The 17,765-nt window shown below is 70.1% G+C and carries 22 protein-coding genes and 1 pseudogene; 10 read left to right on the plus strand and 13 right to left on the minus strand.

Translation table 11 applies throughout. From position 1 onward, the window contains the following. The first annotated feature begins 24 nt into the window (after positions 1-24). Together ACWEOO_RS25330 and ACWEOO_RS25335 are read left to right on the plus strand one after the other, a co-directional pair. Positions 25-558, plus strand: coding sequence for a helix-turn-helix domain-containing protein (locus tag ACWEOO_RS25330; RefSeq protein WP_452145115.1), 534 nt, complete (start codon positions 25-27; stop codon positions 556-558). A 139-nt stretch (positions 559-697) separates the two neighbouring features. Next, a complete protein-coding gene (locus ACWEOO_RS25335) occupies positions 698-1,552 on the plus strand; it encodes a prolyl oligopeptidase family serine peptidase (protein ID WP_452145116.1) in 855 nt (284 codons plus the stop codon). Here the strand turns inward: ACWEOO_RS25335 and ACWEOO_RS25340 are convergent, their stop codons facing one another. From ACWEOO_RS25340 to ACWEOO_RS25350, 3 genes are read right to left on the minus strand one after another with little or no spacing between them, the layout of a single operon-like run. Then, positions 1,553-2,224 carry a DsbA family oxidoreductase gene (locus tag ACWEOO_RS25340; protein ID WP_452145117.1) on the minus strand — a complete coding sequence of 224 codons (672 nt, stop codon included), beginning with the start codon at positions 2,222-2,224 and terminating at the stop codon, positions 1,553-1,555. It abuts the gene before it with no gap. Further along, positions 2,221-2,700: a hypothetical protein gene (locus tag ACWEOO_RS25345; protein WP_452145118.1), complete on the minus strand. Its 480-nt coding sequence runs from the start codon at positions 2,698-2,700 to the stop codon at positions 2,221-2,223. The genes ACWEOO_RS25340 and ACWEOO_RS25345 overlap by 4 nt, the downstream gene beginning before the upstream one ends. Before the next feature lie 32 nt (positions 2,701-2,732). Continuing rightward, positions 2,733-3,527 (minus strand): phytanoyl-CoA dioxygenase family protein, encoded by a 795-nt coding sequence (locus tag ACWEOO_RS25350; protein ID WP_452145119.1) that lies wholly within the window; start codon positions 3,525-3,527, stop codon positions 2,733-2,735. Between the two features lie 70 nt (positions 3,528-3,597). On the opposite strand from ACWEOO_RS25350, the gene ACWEOO_RS25355 reads away from it, so the two are divergent. Then, positions 3,598-4,428, plus strand: a complete 831-nt coding sequence (locus ACWEOO_RS25355) for a helix-turn-helix domain-containing protein (RefSeq protein ID WP_452145120.1) — start codon at positions 3,598-3,600, stop codon at positions 4,426-4,428. On the opposite strand, the gene ACWEOO_RS25360 is transcribed toward ACWEOO_RS25355, so the two are convergent. Genes ACWEOO_RS25360 through ACWEOO_RS25370 form a run of 3 tightly spaced genes read right to left on the minus strand, consistent with a single transcriptional unit; the run spans position 4,406 to position 6,623 of the window. Beyond that, positions 4,406-4,798, minus strand: a complete 393-nt coding sequence (locus ACWEOO_RS25360) for an MAPEG family protein (protein ID WP_359935202.1) — start codon at positions 4,796-4,798, stop codon at positions 4,406-4,408. The two genes, ACWEOO_RS25355 and ACWEOO_RS25360, sit on opposite strands and share 23 nt — an antisense overlap. Continuing rightward, on the minus strand, positions 4,795-5,754 hold the full coding sequence (locus tag ACWEOO_RS25365) for an ATP-grasp domain-containing protein (protein ID WP_452145121.1): 960 nt from the start codon (positions 5,752-5,754) through the stop codon (positions 4,795-4,797). Before ACWEOO_RS25365 ends, ACWEOO_RS25360 begins: the two co-directional genes overlap by 4 nt. Then, entirely contained in the window at positions 5,751-6,623 is an 873-nt protein-coding gene (locus ACWEOO_RS25370; protein WP_452145122.1) for a glutamate-cysteine ligase family protein, read from the minus strand. Before ACWEOO_RS25370 ends, ACWEOO_RS25365 begins: the two co-directional genes overlap by 4 nt. Before the next feature lie 58 nt (positions 6,624-6,681). Here ACWEOO_RS25370 and ACWEOO_RS25375 point away from each other — a divergent pair, with 58 nt between their 5' ends. Next, positions 6,682-7,182, plus strand: coding sequence for a MarR family winged helix-turn-helix transcriptional regulator (locus tag ACWEOO_RS25375; protein ID WP_452145123.1), 501 nt, complete (start codon positions 6,682-6,684; stop codon positions 7,180-7,182). On the opposite strand, the gene ACWEOO_RS25380 is transcribed toward ACWEOO_RS25375, so the two are convergent. After that, positions 7,146-7,727 (minus strand): ArsR/SmtB family transcription factor, encoded by a 582-nt coding sequence (locus ACWEOO_RS25380; protein ID WP_359935210.1) that lies wholly within the window; start codon positions 7,725-7,727, stop codon positions 7,146-7,148. The two genes, ACWEOO_RS25375 and ACWEOO_RS25380, sit on opposite strands and share 37 nt — an antisense overlap. Positions 7,728-7,752: 25 nt before the next feature. Between ACWEOO_RS25380 and ACWEOO_RS25385 the strand changes: the two genes are divergently transcribed. Further along, complete coding sequence (locus tag ACWEOO_RS25385; protein ID WP_452145124.1) at positions 7,753-8,352, plus strand: dienelactone hydrolase family protein; 600 nt, start codon at positions 7,753-7,755, stop codon at positions 8,350-8,352. A gap of 28 nt (positions 8,353-8,380) precedes the next feature. On the opposite strand, the gene ACWEOO_RS25390 is transcribed toward ACWEOO_RS25385, so the two are convergent. After that, positions 8,381-9,835, minus strand: coding sequence for an MFS transporter (locus tag ACWEOO_RS25390; RefSeq protein ID WP_452145125.1), 1,455 nt, complete (start codon positions 9,833-9,835; stop codon positions 8,381-8,383). A 196-nt stretch (positions 9,836-10,031) separates the two neighbouring features. On the opposite strand from ACWEOO_RS25390, the gene ACWEOO_RS25395 reads away from it, so the two are divergent. Then, positions 10,032-10,673, plus strand: coding sequence for a TetR/AcrR family transcriptional regulator (locus ACWEOO_RS25395; protein WP_452145126.1), 642 nt, complete (start codon positions 10,032-10,034; stop codon positions 10,671-10,673). A gap of 88 nt (positions 10,674-10,761) precedes the next feature. On the opposite strand, the gene ACWEOO_RS25400 is transcribed toward ACWEOO_RS25395, so the two are convergent. Further along, entirely contained in the window at positions 10,762-11,538 is a 777-nt protein-coding gene (locus ACWEOO_RS25400) for a nucleoside-diphosphate sugar epimerase (protein WP_452145127.1), read from the minus strand. 53 nt (positions 11,539-11,591) lie between these two features. On the opposite strand from ACWEOO_RS25400, the gene ACWEOO_RS25405 reads away from it, so the two are divergent. Beyond that, complete coding sequence (locus ACWEOO_RS25405) at positions 11,592-11,939, plus strand: VOC family protein (RefSeq protein ID WP_452145128.1); 348 nt, start codon at positions 11,592-11,594, stop codon at positions 11,937-11,939. Then, positions 11,929-13,053 carry an epoxide hydrolase family protein gene (locus ACWEOO_RS25410; protein WP_452145129.1) on the plus strand — a complete coding sequence of 375 codons (1,125 nt, stop codon included), beginning with the start codon at positions 11,929-11,931 and terminating at the stop codon, positions 13,051-13,053. The genes ACWEOO_RS25405 and ACWEOO_RS25410 overlap by 11 nt, the downstream gene beginning before the upstream one ends. 78 nt (positions 13,054-13,131) lie before the next feature. On the opposite strand, the pseudogene ACWEOO_RS25415 reads toward ACWEOO_RS25410, so the two are convergent. Beyond that, positions 13,132-13,455, minus strand: a pseudogene (locus tag ACWEOO_RS25415) (GNAT family N-acetyltransferase); the annotation flags it as partial. Positions 13,456-13,582: 127 nt separating this feature from the next. Between ACWEOO_RS25415 and ACWEOO_RS25420 the strand changes: the two are divergent. Further along, positions 13,583-14,074 (plus strand): winged helix-turn-helix transcriptional regulator, encoded by a 492-nt coding sequence (locus ACWEOO_RS25420; protein ID WP_452145130.1) that lies wholly within the window; start codon positions 13,583-13,585, stop codon positions 14,072-14,074. Here the strand turns inward: ACWEOO_RS25420 and ACWEOO_RS25425 are convergent. Further along, positions 14,071-14,946: a helix-turn-helix domain-containing protein gene (locus ACWEOO_RS25425; RefSeq protein WP_359935226.1), complete on the minus strand. Its 876-nt coding sequence runs from the start codon at positions 14,944-14,946 to the stop codon at positions 14,071-14,073. The genes ACWEOO_RS25420 and ACWEOO_RS25425 overlap by 4 nt on opposite strands. 156 nt (positions 14,947-15,102) lie before the next feature. On the opposite strand from ACWEOO_RS25425, the gene ACWEOO_RS25430 reads away from it, so the two are divergent. Continuing rightward, a complete protein-coding gene (locus ACWEOO_RS25430; protein ID WP_452145131.1) occupies positions 15,103-15,933 on the plus strand; it encodes an SAM-dependent methyltransferase in 831 nt (276 codons plus the stop codon). 51 nt (positions 15,934-15,984) lie between these two features. On the opposite strand, the gene ACWEOO_RS25435 is transcribed toward ACWEOO_RS25430, so the two are convergent. Beyond that, positions 15,985-17,064 (minus strand): ricin-type beta-trefoil lectin domain protein, encoded by a 1,080-nt coding sequence (locus tag ACWEOO_RS25435; protein WP_452145132.1) that lies wholly within the window; start codon positions 17,062-17,064, stop codon positions 15,985-15,987. A gap of 105 nt (positions 17,065-17,169) precedes the next feature. Beyond that, complete coding sequence (locus ACWEOO_RS25440; protein ID WP_359935232.1) at positions 17,170-17,736, minus strand: helix-turn-helix domain-containing protein; 567 nt, start codon at positions 17,734-17,736, stop codon at positions 17,170-17,172. Positions 17,737-17,765: the final 29 nt, after the last annotated feature.

Consider the following 17,765-nt stretch of genomic DNA (forward strand, 5'->3'; position numbering starts at 1 on the left):
CAACCGCAAAGCCACGGAGGGCCTGTGAGCGACGCCGTCACCCGCAACGTCGAGCGGCAGATCGAGTGGTACGGCGAGCCGCTCGGTGACCGGTTCGGGCGACTGCTGGCGCGGCTGAGTCTGTCGCAGGCGCAGCTCGCCGGCGTCCTGGGACTCTCGGCGCCGATGTTGTCGCAGCTGATGTCCGGCCAGCGCTCGAAGATCAGCAGCCCGGCGGTGCTGTCCCGGCTGCTGCACCTCGAGGCTATGGTCGACGAGCCCGCTTGGGACACGCTCCCGCCGGATGAGCGGTCGCGCCGCCTCGACGACGTCCGGGCCGCCGAGCGTTCCACCCTCAGCATGGTGACGTCCGAGGTTCAGCCGGTCAGGACGCAGCCGGCCGGGGACCCGGTGACCGCGATCCAGGAGGTGCTCCGGGCAGTGGCCTCGGCGTCCGAGCTGGAGGGTGCCGCCCACCTGCTCGAGCGCGAGTACCCGGACCTGGCGGAAGCTCTACGGGTTCTCGGCACGGGCCGCACGCCGGACGCCCGCGCCTTCTACGCCCGCGTCATCGGCTGAGGCTCGATCAGGTCGTCGCGGGGCTCCCGCCGTACCGGGCTCGCACGCCGGAATTCACGATCCGATACGACCGGAGCCACCGCCGGCAGCTGATCTACGCTACGGACGGCGACAACAGCCGAAGCCGCAGGAGGAAACGATGGAGGCAGCCGGCTCGCTGATCCAGGGCGCCGGCGTGCACCGCCTCGCTCGGCGCGATCCCTCCGGCGTCGAGCGCGAGTATCTGGTGGCCGTGCCCGACGGCCCGGTCCTCGGTGTGACGGTGCTGTTCCATCCCTTCGGCTTCACGCCCGAGGCGGTGCTGTACGGCGAACCCGCCGGTGAGCTGCTCATCAGGCCCCTCGACGGCGCCCTGGAACCGGCTGCGGCCACCGGGCAGATCGTCGTCGCGCCGCGGAGCCGTGGACGGATGCTCGCCGGAATCTCGCTGGCCTGGCAGGACCATCTGGACGCGACCTGGGCCGTCGCCCGGGAGCTCGGAGCGTTCCACGGCACGGGCGGCGTCGCCGTTGGCGGGCTGTCAATGGGTGGGCAGGAAGCCCTGGTGCTGGCCGCTCAGCATGCCGACGACGTCACGTCGGTCTGGGCCGTCAACCCGATCGTCGATCTCGCGCGTTGGCACGACGACATCAGGGACGGTCGCGCGAGTGCGGCGCTGCTCGATGCCGACGCCACGATTCGCGAGGAGGTCGGCGGAGCCCCGTCCGAGCAGCCCGACGACTACACACGCCGGAGCCCGATCGCGTACGCCGAGGAGCTGGCGCGCACCGTCGTACGGCTCGTGTGGTCCGGCGCCGACACGATCATCCCCGGTCAGGCGTCGTACCACGCGCACGCGCTCGCGGAGCAGCTCCGCGCGCGCGGCGGCCGGGTCGACGAGCGCATCGTCACGCACGCCCCGAGCTCACCGGCCGACGAGCCCGGCCGGTTCGCGCACGAGGCCTGCGACGTCTGGGAACACCTGGCTTGGGCGGCCCGGACCGCGCCGGACTGACTACCCGGCCGCGGCCCGCAGCAACTTCTCCGGCCACGCAGGATCGGTGACCTTGGCGATCGGGTAGCCGGAAGCCCACGGACCTTCCCAGTGGACCTCGATCCCGGGGTTGTGGACATCGGTGCCGTCCGGAAGGAAGAGGTGCGGACTGCCCTGGACGGCGTCGGTGACCGCGACGGCGTGGTCGTCCATCACTGCCGACCGGGACCGACCGCTGTCGAGCGCCGCGGCCAGTTCGCCGGCGTCGACGGACTCGACTTCGGCCGCGATGTCGAGAATCGTCCGGCGGTGACCGATCGGCCGCGAGTCGAACCAGAAGGCCCGGCGGACGGCGGCGTCGAGGTCCTCGGAGGCCTGCAGGCCTTGGGCTTTGGCGGCATGGACGGCCTCGGCGGCGAGCAGCACCGTCGACGGGTACGTCCAGTCGGGCTGCGTCCACAGCCGGAACCCGATCTCGGGAGCGAGCTGCCCGAGCCCGACCGCCTCGCTGTCCGTCCCGGGCCGGGAGTGCGGACCGTTGAACAGTTCGAGCGCGAACGTGTGGTGGTCCAGCCGCACCGCCGCGTCCATCCCGAGCTCGGCCCGGGTCGTCCGGAGCCTGTGGATCGCCACGTGCGCGAACGGGCACAGCAGATCCGACCACACCTGGATCGTCCCGGCGGTGACGTTCACTCGTCCTCCTCGTGGTCGGCGCCGGTCGGATTGCTGGTGAAGTGTTCCGGCTTGATCAGCACCGCCGTACGCCGGTCCGCCACCATCTCCCGGTCGTACGCGTCCAGATCCGGGTGCACGCCGCCCGCGGCGTGGTAGATGTCCCGCAGCAGCACCCGCAACCGCTCCGCGTCGATACCCTCCAGCGGATCGTCCGGGCCGGCCAGCTCGACCGCTCCCTGCACGCCGATCCACTCCCACTCCGCGCGGAACACCAGCGTCGCCCTCGGCGTCCGCCGCAGGTGTGCGAGCTTCGCGGTCCGCCCGCGCGCGACGAACGCGACGACCGGCTCGCCGGTCAGCGGATGGTCGAGGACCCCGGCGTTCACCACCGAGGCGGCCGGCTCGCCGGAGCGCCGCTGGGTGATCGCGACGGCCAGGAAGTGATCCCGGCGGCCGAGTTCGTTGATGCGGGCCAGTCCCGCGGTGGTCTCCATACCGCCGACACTAACGGACCGTGGTCCGGTTATCAATCGCGAGGCCAGAGCAGCGGCTGGATCGCCGGGTCGGTGTAGTCCGGGTCGGGGTCGTGGCGGACGAGCGTGTCGTTCGGGTGGCTCGCGCCCGCCCGCCAGCGGTTGTCGGCCGGCTGCAGGTGGATGGCCAGCGAGCGGCGCGGCGCCTCGCTCAGGTTGCCGGAGCTGCCGTGCACAGTCCGGCAGTGGTGAAAGCTGACCTGCCCGCGACGCATCCGCGGTACGACGGGCGTCGGGTCGTACCCCTGCGCGAGGATCGAGGCCTCGAGCCCGGCCGCGTCCTGCGAGAAGAAGTCCAGCCCGGTCACGGACCACCGATGGCTGCCGGGCAGGAACGCCACTGCGCCGTTCGCCTCGTCGATGTCGTGGAACCCGACCCACGCGGTGAGCATCTCGTCCGACGTGCACGACTGCCAGTACTGCCGGTCGGTGTGCCACCCGACTCGCGCCGCCGATCCGCCCGGCGGCTTGTACAGCAACTGGTCGTGCCACAGCCGGATCCCATCCGCGCCGGACAGTGCGGCCGCTGTCGCCGCGATCGCCGGATGGTGGACCAGCGCGGCCAGTTCGTCCACGCGCAGGGACGAGTAGTCGTTCTTCCGCAGTACGTCGCCGTCCACGGGCTGCCACCCCCGCGTCGCCGGTACGTCGGGCAGCGCGTGATCGTGGTCGCCGGCGTAGAACCGCTCCATCCCGCGCTCGGCTGCGTCCAGTACGTCGGAAGGCACGATCACCGGCGAGATCCAGTACCCGTGCTCGCGGTAGAAGGCAATGTCGTCAGCATCCATGACGATCAACCTAGAAACCGACCGGACCTGCGGCGTTGCCGATGTTCAGGCAACTGGACACAATCCTCAGGTGTCTCTGTACCGACCCAGTGGGCTGCGCGCGGGCTTCCACGCCGACGGATTCGCGCCTGGTAGCGGTCTGCTGCACGCGGGCGAGCAATGGGTGCCCGAGCGGTTCCTGATCGAGCCTCACGAGCATCCCGTCTGGGAGATCTACCTTCAGCAGCACGGCGCCACGCACTGGGTTGCGGGCGGCGAGAGCTACGCGCTGCGGCCGGGACACCTGTTCGCCGTACCGCCCCAGGTCACGCATCACCTAGCGGGCCGGTCCGGGAACCACCACTTCTACTTCGCGGCGGTGGATCTGGACGTCGTTGCGGAACGTCACCCACGCCTCGAGCGGCCGCAAGCCGTTGTCCATCGCGAAGCCGGCGACGTCGCCTACGCGTTCGCGCAACTGGTCCGGGAGCTCACCACACGCTACGAGTACGCCGAGACCGGACTCACGCTGGCCGTCGATCATCTGGTCCTCGCGGTCTCGCGGTCCCTGGCGCCGACCGCTGGACCGCAGCTCGCGATGCACCCCGCCGTACGAACGGTGAAACGCCTGCTGGACCAGGAGTTCCACGAGCGCTGGACACTCAAGGAGCTGGCGGACCGTGCCGGGCTGGCCCCGGCGTACCTGGCCGAGCTGTTCACCGGCGAGCTCGGCCAGCCACCGCACCGCTATCTCAACGAGCGCCGTATCGACCGCGCCCGCCAGCTCCTCGAATCCAGTGACGTCACCATCACCGCGCTCGCGCTGAGCCTCGGCTTCAGCTCCAGCCAGCACTTCGCGCGCGTGTTCCGTCAGCTGACCGGCGCCACGCCGACCTCGGTCAGATCGTCACGATCGCGGTGACGCCGAGCGCGACCCCGACCAGATAGGTGCCCAAGGCACCGATGTCGCGGAGCGGGCCGTGGGACGCGAGCGAGGCCGAGCGCAGCATGCCCAGCGCGTGCGTGAACCGGACGACGACGGCCGCGACCGCGAGGACGTCGATCAGCCGGCTGTCGGACAACGCCGAACAGACCAGCAACAGCACGATCATGGTCGGGATGTACTCGGCCGCGTTGCCGTGCGCGCGGACCGCGATCAGCAGCGGGTCGGCCGGATCGGTCGGCTGCTGGTTACCGCCGCCGCGGAGCGCGCGGTTGCGGGTGACGTTGGCGCCGAGCAGGAACAACAGGATGCCGAGCAGGGCGATGCAGACAACAGTGGTCGTGCTCATACGAGTGCTCCTTCGAACAGACTGCTGACGATGGTGTGACTGAGCCGGGTTCCGAGCAGGGCGTCGGTCTTGTGCATGCCGCCGGGACAGGTGACGTTGACCTCGATCAGGCGGCCGTCGATCACGTCGAGACCGGCGATCACCAGGCCGTGCGCGCGGAGCACCGGGCCGAGGGCGCCGACGATCGCCCGATCGTGGTCGTCGACGTCCGCGGGCGCGACCGGCGGGCCGATCCGGAAGTCGTCGACGGCCGGACGCCGCAGGACCGCGCCGGCGATCTCGCCGTCCAGCAGGAACAGCCGCTTGTTGCCCTCCGCAACGGTTGGCAGGTACTGCTGGGCGATCACGTGCCGGCGGCCGCCGTCGGTCGCCGACTCCAGCAACGCGGCGGCGCCCCGGTCGTCGCGCACCAGCCAGACGCCGATCCCCGCGAACCCGTCCACCGGCTTCACGACCGCCGTACCGACGCCGCTCACGAACGACCGCAGTGCGCGCGGATCGGCGCCGACGTAGGTCGGCGGGCACAGCTCGGGGAACTGCAGCGCGACGAGCTTCTCGTGCATCGCCCGGATCCCCGCCGGCCGGTTGACCACCCGCGTCCCGGCGCGTTCGACGAGGTCCAGCAGGTACGTCGTGTGCAGGTATCGCGCGTCGACGGGCGGATCGATCCGGAGATGCACCACCTCGAACGACGCGACGTCGACGACCGCGGCGCCGAGCTCGTCGAACCAGGTGGCCTCCACGATCCACCGATGATCGCCACCGGCCAGCCGCGGACGCAGCCGGATCCGTCGCGCCCGGGCGCAGACCCGGCCCTCGACGACCGCGAGCTCCTCCGGGCCGCAGCACCAGACGTCGAGCCCCAGGTCCTGGGTCGCGCTCATCAGCCCGATGCCGGCGTCGATGTCACTGTGCAGCCCGGCCATCGGGTCGGTCACGAACAGCACGCCGGTCATGCCGCCACCTCCTGATCCAGTTCGCCGGCCGCTGCCGCGCTCCACAGCCCGGCCGGCAGACGGCGCAGCACGTCGCGGCGGCGTACGTCGTCGTACATGAAGTCCTGCAGCACTGCGATCGCCCGCTCGACGTCCTCGGGCGGCAGAGCATCGAGGAAGCGCACCTCGAGGTACGTCCCGCGCGGCCGGACTGGCGGGAACAGCGTGCTCAGATGCCCGGCCGGTCCGTCGACGAAGACCGTGGCGCCCGCCGCGAAAGCCGTGTACGACGCGACCGGATCGCCGTGCAGCAACCTGTCGTCGAAGGCGGTCCGCGCCGGATCGACCTCCAGCCAGGTGGCCAGCCGGTCGCTGCAGTTGAAGCGCGCGGCGAGGAACGGCCCGGCCAGGTTGAGCACCCGCCATTGCTCGATCCCGGCCTGCCCCGGCCACCAGTCCAGGCAGATCTGCGTGGACGCGGTGCGGCGCATCATCCGCCGGCCGGCCGGTCCGATGCGGTCGAAGTGCCGCTGCATCGCCAGGTAGCGCGGCGACGTCAGCTGCAGCGGCACATCCGGCCGCGGGTCGACTGGGATCGCCTGCACAGTGATCCCGCCGAGCCGGCGTTCGAGATCGGCGGTCAGCACGCGCAGGTCGTGCACCGGTTCGCGCGACGGCGGCAGGCTGAGCTCGAGTTGCCCGCCGGGCTCGAAGCTGACGTACGGCGCGGCGGCCGACCCCGCCACGGCCCGCCGTACCTCCTCGATCGGCACCACACCGCCGTCCGGCGCGGCCACGACGTACTCCTGCTCGATCGCGACCCGCACCGACCGCCGGCGCCCCCGCGCGAACAGACCGGCCACCTCCGGGTGAAGCTCCCTGGCCTCCATCGGCCCTCCCTGATACCGTAAGGATTCCTGTCGAAATATTGGAAGGTATCCTTACGACATGTCAAGGCCTCAGCTGCGGCGGCCCGCCCACAAACCGCTGATCGCGCTGGTCGAGCGCGCCAATCGCGCGCTCCAGACCGACCTGGTGCGGCAGGCCCACGCCCGCGGGCACACCGAGGTCAAGATGACGCACAACTCGGTGTTCGCGACGTTGCACACCGGGCCCGGGCGGGCGGCGGACATGGCCGCGCGGGCCGGGATCACCCGGCAGTCGATGGGTGAGGTGATCCGCGACATGGTCGCCCTCGATCTCCTCGAGATGCTCCCCGACCCGAACGACGGCCGGGCGAAGGTAGTCAGCTACTCCGAGCACGGGATGGAGGTGGCGGGTGACGGCTTCAGCTATCTGGCCGATCTCGAGGACCTGTTCGCGGAGGAGTTCGGTGAGCACGAGTACGCCGTCGTCCGCGACGTGCTGGCGCGGCTGACCGATGTCCTCGAGCGGTACGCGGCGGCCGAGACTCAGGCCTCGTCCTCGGCCGGCGGCAGCGTCGGGTAGTCGACGATCGGGTACAGACCGACCGTGAACCCGTACGTCGTGCCGCCGCCGCGGGGGAGCTGGTCGAAGCGGTGGATCAACGCGTCCACCTGCTGCCAGAACTCCGCGGCCCGCTCGTCGGGGATCCGGGCGTGCCGGATGAACGAGCGCATCTGCCCGGCGTCGTAGGCCGGCTTGGACTCCTCGGCCGCGACCTCGAAGTCGTTGAAGTCGTGCGGCAGCTGCCCGTCCTTGCCCTGCCGGCCGAGCCCGACGAAGAACATCCGCGCCGCGCGCCCGTAGAAGCGCTCCTCGATCGCCCGCACTCGCCGGGTTCTGACCACCCGCAGGACGCCGGCGTCGGTCAGCACCTTCACGTGGTGCGCGACCGTGCTCTTCGGCCGCCCGACCGCGGTGGCCAGCTCCGTCACGGTCGCCGCGCGCTCGTGCAGCAGTCCGAGGATCGTCGTCCGGAGCGGATCACTGATCGCCCGCACCTGCTCCGCGGTGGTCAGCTCGAGCGTGTCCGCGAGCTCGTAATCGGGCACCGGCTTGTTGATCGACATGGCTCGAATAGACTAGCATCGCCGATTGTTCGAGATATTTGGATCATTGGAGCTGATGATGGCCGAGGTCGTGCTGTACCACCACTCGCAGGGGCTGACCGACGGGGTGAAGGCGTTCGCCGAGGAGCTCCGGCAGGCGGGCCATACGGTCCACACGCCGGATCTCTACGAGGGCAACACCTACGCGACCCTCGACGAAGGCATGGACTACGCGCGGGCCACCGGGTTCGGAAAGATCGCGGAGCGTGGCGTCGAGGCGGCGCAGGACCTGCCGGCGAACGTCGTGTACGCCGGTTTCTCGCTCGGCGTCGTCCCCGCCCAGCAGTTGGCGCAGACCCGGCCGGGCGCCACCGGGGCGCTGTTCTACTACTCATGCCTCCCGGTCGAGGAGTTCGGTAGCTGGCCGGACGGGGTGCCGGTGCAGATCCACGGCATGGACGCGGACCCGTTCTTCAGCGAGGAAGGCGGCGACCTGGACGCTGCCCGCGCCCTGGTCGCCGCCGTCGGCACCGCCGAGCTGTTCCTCTACCCCGGCAAGGAGCACCTGTTCGCCGACTCGTCCCTCCCCGGTTACGACGAGGCTGCCGCCAAGCTCCTCCTCGAGCGCACCCTCGCCTTCCTGTAGGTGCGGCAGGACAGTACGTATACGCCCACTAGGCCCGATCGGTCGCGCCGCTGAGCGTGGCGGTTTCGGCAGTGGACGTATACGTACTGTCGAGCCGCTCGCGGCGGGTGGGGATGAAGGAGGCGACGGCGAGGGCGGTGAGGGCGGCGCCGGCGCCGATCAGCAGGACGACCCGGAAGCCACTCTGCGACGGCAGGGTGTAGCCGCCCAGGCTGATCGTGAGGTTCGCCAGGATCACGCCGGCGACCGCGCTGGACACCGAGGTCCCGATCGACCGCATCAGGGTGTTGAAGCTGTTCGCGGCCGCGGTCTCCGAGACCGGTACGGCGCTCATGATCAGCGCGGGCATCGCGCCGTAGGCCAGGCCGATGCCCGCGCCGATCAGCAGCGAGACCAGGACCAGCTCCCAGACCGAACCCATCAGCACGCTGCCGACGCCGTAGCCGGCCGCCACGACCAGCGCGCCGAGCATCAGCGTGACCTTTGGGCCGCGAGTCTTCGAGATCTTCGCCGAGAACGGAGCGGCGACGAGCATGACCAGACCCGACGGGCCCATTACCAGACCGGACGCCAGCATCGACTGACCGAGGCCGAAACCGGTTGCCTTCGGCATCTGCAGCAGCTGCGGCAGCACCAGCGACATGGCGAACATCGCGAATCCGAACACCATCGACGCCAGGTTCGTCAGCAGCACCTGCGGGCGGGCGGTGGTTCGCAGGTCGACGAGCGGCTCCGTGGTTCGCGTCTCCCACCAGCCCCAGGCGAGCAGCGCGACCACCGCGAGCGCGAACAACGCGAGTGTCCGGCCACTGGCCCAGCCCCAGCTCGCACCCTGAGAGATTGCCAGCAGCAACGAGATCAGTCCGACTGACAGCCCGACCCCGCCGGGGACGTCGAACCGCCCGCCGGACCGCACCGCGGACTCGGGAACGAACCGCACGACCAGCACGAAGACGATCGCGCCGAGCACGGCCGACAGCCAGAACAGCGTGTGCCAGTTGAAGTTCTCGGCCAGCAACGCGGCCGCGGGCAGGCCCAGGGCGCCGCCGACTCCGAGTGAAGCGCTCATCTGAGCGACCGCCGTGCCGACCTTCTCGGGCGGTAGTTCGTCGCGCATGATGCTGATGCCGAGCGGGATGACGCCGGCGGCCAGGCCCTGCAGGGCGCGGCCGGCGATCATCGGAATCAAGGAGCTGCTGAGCGCGGCCACGACCGAGCCCGCGACCAGCAGGCCGATGCTGATCAGCAGCATCCGGCGCTTGCCGTACATGTCGCCGAGGCGGCCCATGATCGGCGTCGCGACCGCGGCCGCGAGCAGGGTGGCCGTGATCGCCCAGGCGGTCCCGGCGGCCGAGGCGTGCAGCAGCCGCGGCAGCTCCGGGACGAGCGGGATCACCAGGGTCTGCATCAGGGCGACCGTGATACCGGCCGAGGCGAGCACCGGTACGACGGCACCGGCACGCACGGTGGGAGTTGCGGACATCAGCAGCCTCCGGGCTGAGATAGATAGTTGGTTTCTGCAACCAAAGACTAAGTCAGGCAGTTGACTTAAACAAGCCTCCGAGGGAAGCTGGAAGGGCAACCACGCGGAGGTGGTGAGCTGTGGCCGATAGTGACCAGCTCGTCGAGGGGCTACTCGTCCGCGGGCTGCGGGAGGTAAGGGTGATCTGGTGATGATGATGGCGAAGACAGTCCGGGCGGCGCGGGTGAACGCGACGCGAGACCTGATCCTGGCGACGGCGGAGCGGATGTTCGCCGAGCGCGGTGTGCACGACGTGTCGAACCGGCAGATCAGCGAGGCGGCCGGTCAGGGCAACAACACCGCGGTCGGGTACCACTTCGGGACCAAGACCGATCTGGTCCGCGCGATCGTGCGCAAACACGCCGAGCGGGTCGAGGCGCGCCGCCGGGAACTGATCGCAGAGCTCGGCGCCGACCCGGACGTGCGGGACTGGGTGACGGTCCTGGTCCGGTCCGCGACCGATCACATGGGCAGCCTGGGTACGCCGAGTTGGCTGGCGCGGTTCAGTGCGCAGCTGATGAACGATCCGGCGTTGCGGGAGATCCAGCTGCAGGAGTCGCGGACCTCGCCGTCGCTGCAGCGGGTCGTCGACGGCCTCGGTGAGCATCTCGCCGAACTGCCGCCGGCGGTGCGGATCGAGCGCGGCGACATGGCCCGGCACCTGATCATCCAGATGACCGCCGAGTTCGAGCTCGCGCTGGCCGAGGGCCGACCGACCGCACGAGCGACCTGGCAGGAGATGGCCGACGGGCTGATCGACGGCATCGTCGGGCTGCTGACCGCACCGGTGACTTCGTGAGCGTTGGTCGTGGTCCGGGACGCTGCAGGCCGACGTCCACCAGGCCGCGGACGTCTGCCCGGCCCTCGCGCTCGTCGTCGAGGACTGATCAGCCGAACGCGCCGAGATTCCGGTCGGCCCAGGCGCGGAAGCTGCCTGCAGGCCGGCTGGTGACGTCCTCGACGGTCGTGGAGACCAGGTCGGACGCCGGACGATTCTCGGCACTGCCGATCAGCGCTTCGACGAGCGCCGGCGGGCGACCGTCCGCGAGCAGCCGCGCCCGCGCGTCGTCGTACGGCGACGCCTCGAACCTCAGCTCGCGCCCGAGCGCGGCACCGAGGATCCGCACCTGATCGGTTCGGCTGAGCACCTCGGGCCCGGTCAGGGTGAAGGTGGTGCTGGGTCGTGGATCACGCAGTACGGCGGCGGCGACCGCGGCGATATCGGCGGGATCGATCACCGCCGTGGCTGCGCTGTCTGGTCCGCGGACGACGTCACCGGCGCGGAGCTGACCCGCCCAGCCGAGCGCGTTGGACGCGAACGTGTCCGCGCGCAGGATCGTCCATTCCAGCCCCGATGCCTGCACTGCTGCCTCCAGATCAGCGTGCAGCCGGGTGATCGGATCGGTGCCGGCGCCGAACCGGACCGCCGACGACGACAGGTACACGACCCGCCGCGCCCGCTCCGCGATCCTCGCCAGCGCCGCGGGCGCGCCGTCGGACGTGAGGAAAGGCCAGATCAGGAACACCGAGTCGACGCCGTCCAGGTCGAGCGTCTCCGGCTTCGCGAGATCGGCGCCCGCTCTGCGATCCAGCGTCTTGGCGTCCGGTAGGAGCGCGGTCAGCTCACGCCCGACGTTCCCGCCGGCGCCCGTCACGAGGATCATGTTGGTGCCAACTCGCCACCGGAATGTCCGTATTCCCGGCTACTGTGCTGAAGATGATCAACGGAGCGCATGTGATCATCTACAGCACGGACGCCGACGCGGATCGCGCGTTCTTCCGCGACGTGCTGGAGTATCCGTCGATCGATGCCGGACACGGCTGGCTGATCTTCAAGCTGCCGCCGGCCGAGGTCGCGATGCACCCGGCGGAGGCCGCGTCGCACGAGCTGCTGCTGATGTGCGACGACCTCGAGCGGACGATGGCGGAGCTGTCCGCGCGGGGTGTGGAGTTCGTGCGACCGGTGGAGCGGCAGCGGTGGGGTGTGCTGACGGCGTTCCGGCTGCCGGGCGGTGGCGAGGTCGGGCTCTACGAGCCGCTGCACGAGCGGGCCCATGATCTCTGAGTTCCGGATCGCCGTGCCCGAGGCGGACGTCGCGGACCTGCGGGAGCGGCTGGTGCGGATTCGTTGGCCTCGCCAATTACCGTCGAGTGGATGGGTGCGTGGGGTTCCGGTCGAGTACCTGCGGACCGTGGCCGAGCGGTGGGCGGCGTACGACTGGCGGGTCTGGGAGGCACGGCTGAACGAGTATCCGCAGTACACGACCGAGATCGACGGGCAGACGATCCACTTCCTGCACGCGCGGTCGCCGGAGCCTGGCGCCTTGCCGTTGATCGTGACGCACGGGTGGCCCGGGTCGGTCGCGGAGTTCCTGGACGTGCTCGGGCCCTTGACCGACCCGGCGGCGTACGGCGGGGATCCGCGCGACGCGTTCCACGTCGTCGCGCCGTCCGTGCCCGGGCACGGGTTCTCGGTCCCGTTGACGTTCGGGTGGAACCACACGCGGATCGCCCACGCATGGGCGGAGCTGATGCGCCGGCTGGGCTACGAGCGGTACGGCGCACAGGGCGGCGACACCGGATCGGTCGTGTCACCCCTGGTCGGGCAGGTGGATCCGGCGCACGTAGCCGGCGTCCACATCAACGGGGGACTGGCGTTCCCGCCGCTCGAACCCGGTGATCGCGAGCAGCTGGACGAGACCGAGCGCGAGCGTCTCGCGGCCGCCGAGCGGTTGCGCGCGATCGGCACCGGGTACGCCGACCTGCAGGGCACGCGGCCGCAGACCGTGTCGTTCGGACTGAGCGACTCGCCGGTCGGGCAGCTGGCCTGGATCCTGGAGAAGTTCTGGGAGTGGACCGATCCGGCCCGCGAGCTCCCCGAGGACGCGGTCGACCTCGACCACCTGCTCACGGACGTGTCGATCTACTGGTTCACCAACACCAGCGCCACGTCCGCCAACCTGTACTACGAGAACCGCTCGGCCGCGGACGACGTACGCCCCGGTGTGCCGACCGGTGTCGCCGTCTTTCCTACCGACCCCGCGATCCGCCGGGTCCTAGACCGCCGGCACCACATCGTCCAGTGGTCGGAGTTCACCCGGGGCGGCCATTTCGCCGCCCTCGAGGCTCCCGGCCTCCTGGTCGATGACATCCGGGCGTTCTTCCGGCTGGTTCGGTAGCCGGGCCGGGGCGACGAAGTTCACCAGCGCGCCGTCGCGCTCGGCGGTGACGTCCGGCCAGCGGCGGCGGATCATCCGGATCGTGCGGTCGTTGGCGGCGCTCACGACGAACAGGAAGTGGGTGGCGCCGGCGGCGATCGCGTCGGCGGCCGCGATCGACAGCATCCGGATGCCGAGGCCCCGGCGCTGGTCGTTCTCGGCGATCACGGCCGCCAGCTCGGCGGTCGACCCGCCGGGCGCCCAGGCCCACATCGCGTGGCCGACGATCGCGCCGGCCCGGGTCGCGACGAACGCGGCGCCGGTCGGGCAGAGCATCCGCAGCAGCAACGACTGCCGCGGCGGCGAACCGATCGCGGTCTGGAACCGGAAGTAGCGGCTGAGGTCAGTCAGCCCGGACAGCATCCGCGCCAGCTCGTCCGCGTCGGGTTCGCCGGCGCGGCGGACGAGTGGCGGTATCGCCTGAGTCTGATTCACGGATTCAGCCTTGCTCCACTTGGCTGAGTCTGTCAAGTGGACTTATCATCGGGGTATGAGCATGGCGGTCGGCGAACAGTTGCCCGAGGCGATGAGCTGGTCCACGGAGAACTGCACGATCTCCCGGACGATGGACATCCTCGGCGACAAGTGGACGTTTCACGTCCTGCGCGAGGTCTTCGTCGGCGTCCGCCGGTTCGAGGACATCCGCGCGCGGGCCGGCATCCCGCGGCAGGTGCTGACCGAGCGGCTCGCCGCGCTGATCGAGCGCGGCCTGATCCGCCGCCATCCGTACCGCCTGCCCGGTCAGCGGGAGCGCTCGGAGTACCGGCTGACCCAGGCAGGGCTCGATCTCTACCCGGTGCTGGTCGCGATGATCCAGTGGGCCGACCAGTACCTGCCGCTCGACGACGGCCCGCCGATCGAGCCCCGCCACCGCGGCGACTGCGGCGAGCGCGTCACGGTGGTCATGCAGTGCGAGGCCGGCCACGAGCCGGGCCCCCGCGAGGTCGCCTTCCGGCCGGGCCCCGGCGCACAACCTCGCTAGTCGAGCTCCGCGATCGCCCGGCGGAGGATGGATTCGGTCTCGCGGGGCTGGGCCGCGGTGATCGACAGTGCGTCCATGGTGACGACGTACGTGTCGAGTTCCTCGCGCTTGTCCAGGTAGACGGCGCTGGTCAGGTGCTCGATGTAGACGATGTCCGGCAGGTCGGGGTCGTTGAACCGCAGCAGCGTGAACGCACCGCCGGTCGCCGTGTACCCGCCCTTCTCGAACGGGATGATCTGCAGCGTCACGTTGTGCCGGCGCGCCGCGTCGATCAGGTGCTCCAACTGCGCCTTGAGAATCGCTCGGCTGCCGATCGGGCGGCGCAGTACCGCCTCGTCGACGACCGCCCACAGCCGGGCAGGCCGTTGCCTCGTCAGCACGTCCTGGCGGCTCATCCGCAACGACACGAGGCGATCCTGCTCCGCCCGCGAGAACGCCTGGTCCTGACGGCCGAGCTGGACGACGGCGCGCGCGTAGTCCGGTGTCTGCAGGAGTCCCGGGATGAACTGCAACTCGAACGTACGGATCAGATCGGCCGCCATCTCCAGGCCGAGATAGGAGTGGAACCACTGCGGCGTCAGGTCGTCGTACCGTTGCCACCAGCCCGGGTTGTTCGCTTCCGTGGCCAGTCTGAGGAGGCGCTCGCGTTCCTCGGGGTCGTCGAGCTTGTAGAGCGTCAGCAGGTCGTCGACGTCGCGCACCTTGAACCCGACCCGGCCGAGCTCCAGGCGGCTGATCTTGGACTCCGAGCCGCGGATCGCCCAGCCCGCGTCGGTGCGGCTGACGCCCGCGCCCTCACGGAGCCGGCGCAGGTGCACGCCGAGCATGATGCGCAGGGCGGTCGGGCCGCCGTACGCGCCCGGCTCGGTCACCCGCTCGCCTCCCCGCCGTGTGTCCGTTACCAACAGCTGATCATTTCACAACAGATCGCGATCCCGCACCGGGCCTGCACGGTGTGTTCATGTCGCCCTACGGTCAGTAGAGTCGGACGCACAGACTCCCCGATCACCCTCTGCGAGGTTCTACTGATGGTCGACGCCACCAAGGCACCCAGTTCGATCCCGGTCGGCGTGGACACCACCCGGGCCAGCATCGCCCGGGTCTACGACGCCTTCTTGGGCGGCAAGGACAACTTCGAGGTCGACCGCGAGGTGCTGCGTGGGGTCCAGGCCGCCGCGCCGCAGGCCCAGGACCTGGCCTGGTCGAACCGGAACTTCCTGATCCGCGCCTGCCGGTTCCTGGCCGGCCAGGCGGGGATCACGCAGTACCTCGACTGCGGGTCCGGCCTGCCGACCGCCGAGAACACCCACCAGGTCGTCCAGCGGCTCGTGCCGGAGGCGAAGGTGCTCTACATCGACAACGACCCGGTGGTGCTCGCGCACGGCCGGGCGCTGCTGGAGGAGAACGAGAACACCCTGTTCGTCAGCGCCGACATCTTCGACCCGGACGAGGTGCTGAGCAAGCCCGAGGTCCGGGACTTCCTGGACTTCAGCCAGCCGATCGCGGTGATGCAGGCCGGCACGCTGCACCACTACATCGGCACCGAAGGTGCGCAGATCATGCAGAAGTACGTCGACGCGGTGGTGCCCGGGTCGTACACGGCGATTTCGCACTTCTTCGACCCGGAGACTCCGGAGCACTCGGCGGTCGCCCAGCAGATGGAGGAGAAGTTCATCCACAGCCCGATGGGCAGCGGCAGGTTCCGCACCCGCGCGGAACTGATGGAGTTCTTCCCCGGCCAGGAGCTGGTCGACCCGGGCCTGGTGCTCTGCGACGACTGGTGGCCGGACGGCCCGCGGCTCAAGCCGCTGAACCAGGTCGAGGAGTGCATCGTCGGCGCGGTCGGCCGCAAGATCTAGCAGTGGTACTTCGCGACGCCCGGGATCGCTGTCCCGGGCGTCGCGGTGTTTTCAGAACGTCCAGCGCTGCGCGGCCGAGTTGTTGCATGTAGCAACGGTTACGGCGTTGCCGAGTGTGGCCGGCGCGGTGAGGCAGCGGCCGCCGCTGCGGATCGTGCCGTCGCCGGGCAGTGTCCACTGCTGGTTCGTGCCGCCGTGGCAGCTGTAGAGGATCACCGAGCCGGCCTGCGTGGCGCTCGCGTCGAGGCAACTGAACAGGGCGTGGAACGTGCTGTTCTGCGCGTGCACCCAGTTCTGGTTGTTCCCGCCGGTGCAGCTGTACAGCAGGATCGTCGTCCCGTCGGAGCCGGAGACATCCAGGCAGCCACCGCTGCCGCGGATGTCGCCCGACGCCGAGTTGCCGATGCCGTTCTCCTGCACGGCGGTCGAGCCGTTCAGGGTGACCTGGCTGTCGGCGGCGCAACCGCTGCTCTCCGACGTGCCGGTGAAGTGGGCGGTGAGGCTGCCGCTGGTCGGCGCGCTCATCGTCAGCTTCGAGTACGGCTCGTCGTCGCAGGTCGCCTTGTCGTTGTTCCAGTCGAAGTACTCGGTCCAGCTGACCATGCCCGACGTACTGATGGTGTTGCCGGATCCCGTCTGCAGGCTGCCGAGCTTGAACGACGTACCGGCGGTCAGGTCGCGGACCGTCACGCCGTACCAGCCGCTGCCTTCGCTCGCGACGGCGAACGCGTAGGTGTGGCCCGCGGTGGGGGCCTGGTCGAGGCGGCAGCTGCCGCCGGTGCCGTCCTCCTGGAAGCGGATGCAGTAGGTGCCGGCGTCCCCGGCCTTCCAGTCGGTGGAGTTCCAGAGCGAGTACAGGAACATGCCGCCGCCGTCGCGGTGGGTCTGCATGCCGGTGTACCCGCCGACGTCGCCGCCGGTGAAGGCGAACTGGTTGGACCAGTAGACGTTCGCGCGACCGGGGGAGGCATTGATCGTCATCCGGAACTCGGCCTGGGTGAGTGACGGAGTGTCGAACGTGTAGTTGACGTAGGTGCCGGGTGTGACGCCGACGGCGGCGGCCTGCGAGGTCGGAACCAGGGCGGCCGCGAGGCCGAGCAGGGCGCACACCAGCAAGGACTTGAGTCTCATCGGGGTGTTACCTCCAAGCGAAGTGGGGCGGACTTCGACCAGAGAGCTCTCTGAGCTGATGATGCGCAGAACTGCACACAAATGTCCAGAGGTGAGCAGTTAACGTTACACGTGCTCGGAAACGAGCGTTGCCGCCGTGCCGTCCTCGAGGGCCTGGAAGATGTGCGGGAGGTCGCCGGGGTAGGCGATGTAGTCGCCGGGGCGGAGTTCGACCGGGTCGTCGAGCGGGCCGACGAGGGCGCGGCCGGAGCCGAGGACGACGTGCTCGACGACGCCGGGCATGTGCGGCTCCGACTTCCGGCCGGGGCCCGGCGAGGCGACGATGCGGTAGATGTCGCGGCGCGCGTTCGGCGGGCTGGACGCGACCAGTGTGGCGCTGTAGTCGGCGTGGTCGGAGTAGATCGCCGGACCCTCGCCGGCGCGGATGATCTGCACCTTCGGGCGCGGCGGGTCGAGCAGCGCGGCGAACGGGGTGTCGAGTGCGACGGCCAGCGCCCACAGGGTTTCGACGCTCGGATTGCCGGTACCGGACTCGAGTTGCGACAGCGTGGACTTGGCGACCCCGGCGCGCTTCGCGACCTCGGTCAGCGACAGGCCGGCCCGGGCCCGGTGCCGGCGGAGGGATGCGGCGATGACGTCCAAGGGTGCGCGGGAGTCCATTGTTCGCTCCATCGGTCTATTTGTTCGGCTTGACGAACGCG

The sequence above is a fragment of the Kribbella sp. NPDC004138 genome, assembly GCF_053603655.1.